Origin of the sequence: Sporosarcina sp. NCCP-2222, from assembly GCF_023168145.1 — a bacterium.
Classification (GTDB): domain Bacteria; phylum Bacillota; class Bacilli; order Bacillales_A; family Planococcaceae; genus Sporosarcina.
This window is the reverse complement of sequence record NZ_BQYK01000009.1, coordinates 107719-112530: the sequence shown is the minus strand read 5'-3', so window position 1 is coordinate 112530 and position 4812 is coordinate 107719. Positions and strand designations below refer to the sequence as shown.

The window sequence follows — 4812 nt, the reverse complement described above, 5'->3', positions numbered from 1 at the left end:
ATTTGATGAAATCAAGAATTTTACTCTCCCCCCCGCATATGAGTGGAGTTGAGCAAAAATATATTAATGAAGCGTTCGCTACGAATTGGATTGCACCTCTTGGTCCCAACGTAAATGAATTTGAAGAACAATTGGCTGCATATGTTGGAACATCTGGCGCAGTTGCTACCTCATCTGGAACTGCTGCTATTCATTTGGCATTAGAGTTACTTGGCGTTGGGGGTGGGGATACTGTATTCTGCTCTAGCCTGACCTTTGTCGCTAGTGCCAATCCAATCTTATATTCAGGAGCTACGCCTGTTTTCATTGATTCAGAAGAAGAAACGTGGAATATGTCACCGTTTGCACTAGCTCTTGCTATGGAGGATGCTCAAGCAAAGCGAAGACTTCCTAAAGCTGTTATTGTTGTAAACTTATTCGGTCAAAGTGCTAAGATGGATGAACTCCTAGCCATCTGTGATCGTTATGAAGTGCCAGTTATTGAGGATGCTGCTGAGTCATTAGGTTCGCTTTACAAAGGAAGAAAAAGCGGTACATTTGGTCGCTTTGGAGTTTTCTCATTTAATGGTAATAAGATTATTACAACCTCTGGTGGAGGAATGCTGGTATCTAATGATCAGGAAGCCCTTTCTCGCTCCCGCTTTTTGGCGACGCAAGCAAGGGACGAGGCGAAGCATTATCAACATAGCACAGTCGGATACAATTATCGGATGAGTAATATCTTAGCAGGTGTCGGTCGTGCCCAGCTAGAAGTTCTGGACGACCGAGTAAAAGCTAGAAGGTCTGTATTTAATCGATATGTCGAGACTTTAGGAGACATAAAAGGAATTGACTTTATGCCTGAGCTCGAGAATACATACTCTAATCGTTGGCTTACGGCTTTGATCCTGGATCCAAGTTATATCAGTATGACACCATACGAATTGATCGATAGATTAGAAGAAGAAAATATTGAGGCTCGTCCTGTCTGGAAGCCGTTGCATTTACAACCTTTGTTTAAAGGATGCGCTTTCTATCCACATGATCAAAACGAGATAGTTAGCGAAAAATTGTTTGCTAGAGGTATTTGTTTACCTTCTGGATCTTCAATGACGGTAGAAGAACAAAATCGAGTGATAAATGTATTGAAAAGTTCTTTGACTAGATAGTAGTAGATGTAGATGCTCTTTTACACAATTGCTTTGTTATGGCCCTGAATTTTTATATTCCCTCAATGTGTTTGTGATATACTCGTGGGAGATAGGAAATGTAATAACGCATTTTTCAAAAGCATATCCTTGTAAAACCATATCTAAAATATGATTTTAATCAGTTTAAAGAACCTTACACAAGGAGTCTCATCGAGCATGATGTCCGTCGAAGAGCAATATAATATACTGCCAGAAACAACATTAAAGATCTACCAGAATTTGATTTGACATAATTCTTTTACTAGCCCTTTTTCATAGCAACCAGTCATTTTAGTAAAGTAAAAAAGATCTGCGCCTTGACAAACAGGTGCAGATCTTTTTAGTTAAAAATATATTACATGACCTACTTAGTCCAAATTGTTCCTCCAGTAGCATACATGTAAGTTTCAGTTGCTAGTACATTACCAGCAGCATCTGTTAGTGTTGCTGCTGCCGATGTTAGTTTATTTGTATCCTCTGCAGCTGTAAATACAAATGTAACAGTATTGTTAGCTGCATTATAAGTTGCGGAAGTATAATTTGCAGCAGTACCGTCATAAGCAAACAATGATTTAACATCAGCACCATCTGCAATTGCACTTCCTGAATTGTAAAGTGGTTCAGAGAATGAAACAACTAATGTTGTAGCATTGTTATTAGTACCTGTTGTTGCTGGAAGATTTCCAATTGGTGCAACCGCATCTACTGTTACATCTGCTGACAGACCTGACGCAAGCGTTAAACTATCTAACACTGTCTTTCCAGCTACAGTGGTAGGAGCAGTACCGGTATTAATGCCAGTAACAAATAAAGTTGGGATATTATCATTAGCTTGAACTGTGTATGTGAATACAACATCTTTAGAAGCTATTGAACCATTAGTTGCAAAAGTTACTCCTGAAGCAGTCACTGTGGCATCATTAGAAATCGTAACATTATCAGAGAAGGTAATTGTTAATGTTATATCATCGCCAGCTTTAATAGGTTCTGTAGCCGGACTAGCAACAATCTTTGTTATATATGCAGATGTAGCAGTATTAATAATTGGGTTTGTTACTGTACCGTTATTTCCGACGATCCTAAATGTTTTGACGCCTTCAGAATCTTTGATAAAAGTTACAGTTACATCACCCATAGTATTTTCATGTAAAACTTCCTCAACAAATCTTTCGGCTCCAATGATTTCTGCCCCATTACCACCGTAAAATTTTGTTGATTCAGCAAATAATTCTTGGTCTTTATTAGTAAATATTAATCCAGCCTTAGATATACCTACAACTAACCCAGTATATTTTGTTCCCGCCTCTTTAGTAGAAACAAATTTAATATTCTCCTCTGTGCTACCCAAATGAATAGGAGGAGTAGTTCCGTTAGCGGGAATTGCAGTTCCCGTAGCAACAATACGCGCTGAAGTAGTTTTATTGCCTACCGAATTAATAAGAATGTTTGGATTAAAGTAATCTGTTCCACTTAGCGTCGGTAACGTATAGCTACGGTTAGGTAAAATAATTTTATTGTAGGTACTGCCATCATTAGCAGTATAAGTGACTTCAATATCTTCTCCGCCAGTGTTAAAAACTGTGAAAGTAGAATCAATATGGCTATACCCTTGTGGTAATTCAAAAATTGGTCTAAAGCTTTGGTTGAATGGGAAATATTCAACTGGTACAACTTCATCGCCTTTAAATACAGTCTCTCTATCAGGGGTCAGCAAAGCTGCCATGGCAATCTTTTCTTTTGAGAAGTAAGTAATCGGTCCTGCTTGATGTGGTTCACCAAGATCGAAATTTCCATCTCTAGCATCTGAAGAATTAATATCAATCCAAGCAAATGGTGTTGCATAATCGCCTTCCCTATCGCTGAAAATTTCAAAATCTATCTCACCGAAAGAATTAGTTTTATAAGAAATACTCTTCTTATACTCACCATCTTGAATGTCGAAAAAGTATGCATCAGTTTTAGTATTAATGTTTTGATCAATATTCTCGTGGAATGCAATATTTACAATCTCATTTGCAACAGGCTCACCATCTTGATTGGTAACCATTGCAATGAATTCGCGCCCGTTAAATTCACCAACAGCTGCATCAGAATCATCACCCAAGCTGCCCATTATTTCAATGATGTAAGTAGACTGAGCAGCGGAAAACTTTACTTTAGCAGACGTTACTTGTAAATCTGAAGCCTCATAGCCATAATCTGAATTGCTATTTGCTTCAAAGACAACAGGTGTAACTTCAGTATTAGACCCTGAAACTGTAAATGTTGCTTCACCCTTAGAATCTGTTGTAACTTGTGCAGCTATGGCTGGAGTATTATTAGTTAATTGTAACGGCTGTACTCCATTTACAGATGCATTAGCAACCTTGTCAGCTGTAACATTCAAGTTTTCTAAGAAAGAAACGTTAAATGTTTTACCCGCAACTGGTTTGCCGGTCTTATCATCTTTGTAAGTTACTTTATACGTTTTGTTAGCTCCATTGTTGATTGTATCGCCTTTAGTTACTTCTTCAACAGAAAGGATAGTATCAACACCCCAAAAAACATACCCAAGGCTACGTACTGATGGCGCGCCTGTTGGGTAAGCAACTACTTCGTCAGTACCTGCTGCGTATTGTGTGTAGGAGAATGTTGCAATACCATTCTCGTCTGTAACCGCTTCAAACACTTGGTTTTTGTTTAGTGTACCAACTGTGTTAGCTTTCACGTTAAACGTGACGGGAATACCTGCTTGTTTCACGCCTACGTCAGCAGAAACGATTGCTTGTTGACCGACTTTTCCCTGTATGGATTGAGTTTTGATATTAATCTTAGTAGGTACTACTGAAGAAACGCCTTTGAATTTGCCGATCTCTTTGTTGTTAAGAGATACGGTGTATTCCTTACCACCTTCTTGGACTGAAGTTGTTAATACAACTGTTTTGTCATCAGATTGCTTAATTGCGGCATTAGAAACAGTCAATCCTTCGATTGTGAAGTTCAAAGAGTTTACGTTTTCAACCGCATCTTTAAATGTTACTTCAACAGTTGTTGCATTCACTGCTTTTACTGCTGTGCTGTCAACAACTGCGCCTGGGCCTGGAGCTACCTCAGAGAAGTCCGCAGTGCTGAACTGGTGTAGGAAAGTTGCAAAGTGTCCCCGAGTGGTTGTAGCTTTCGGGTTGAACGCTGGTGCAGCTGGGTTTGTGATATTAAAGAAGTCGAGAACGTCGATAGCTGGGCGCGCTTCAGCTTTAGCTGTTCCACGGTCAGTTACATCTTTCTTGAAATCTTGACCGGCCACGTATGTTGCGAGGTCGATATCGTTTATGCGATCGAACGCACGAACCAATACAATTGCCATGTTTTCACGAGTGATGTTGCCAGTCGGATCTAGTTTTCCATCTGGGGTTCCTACGAATACGCCATTGTCTTTTACGAGGGCAGCATACTTGAGAAGTTCTTCATTAGATGAAGAGGATAGATCAATGAATCTTGGGTTTGTTTTATAATCTGCAGCTGCTTTATAGCCCTCAGACTCTAACCATTTACCCATCAATTTAACAACGTCAGAACGAGTCAACGTTTTGTTTGGCTGGAATGTGCCGTCTGGGTAGCCAGAAATGACGCCCGCATCAGATAGTGCATCGATTGCTGCTTCGTG

The 4812-nt window shown here is 39.5% G+C and carries 2 protein-coding genes and 1 pseudogene; 1 reads left to right on the top strand and 2 read right to left on the bottom strand.

The features are described from left to right. Positions 1-5 precede the first annotated feature (5 nt). Complete coding sequence (locus NCCP2222_RS17245) at positions 6-1148, top strand: aminotransferase class I/II-fold pyridoxal phosphate-dependent enzyme (RefSeq protein WP_248513673.1); 1143 nt, start codon at positions 6-8, stop codon at positions 1146-1148. Between the two features lie 385 nt (positions 1149-1533). Here NCCP2222_RS17245 and NCCP2222_RS17240 read toward each other — a convergent pair whose 3' ends face one another. Both NCCP2222_RS17240 and NCCP2222_RS20795 read right to left on the bottom strand, forming a co-directional pair. Next, on the bottom strand, positions 1534-4704 hold the full coding sequence (locus NCCP2222_RS17240; protein WP_248513672.1) for an S-layer homology domain-containing protein: 3171 nt from the start codon (positions 4702-4704) through the stop codon (positions 1534-1536). Positions 4705-4728: 24 nt separating this feature from the next. Then, a pseudogene (locus NCCP2222_RS20795) lies at positions 4729-4800 on the bottom strand (S-layer homology domain-containing protein); the annotation flags it as partial. Positions 4801-4812 lie beyond the last annotated feature (12 nt).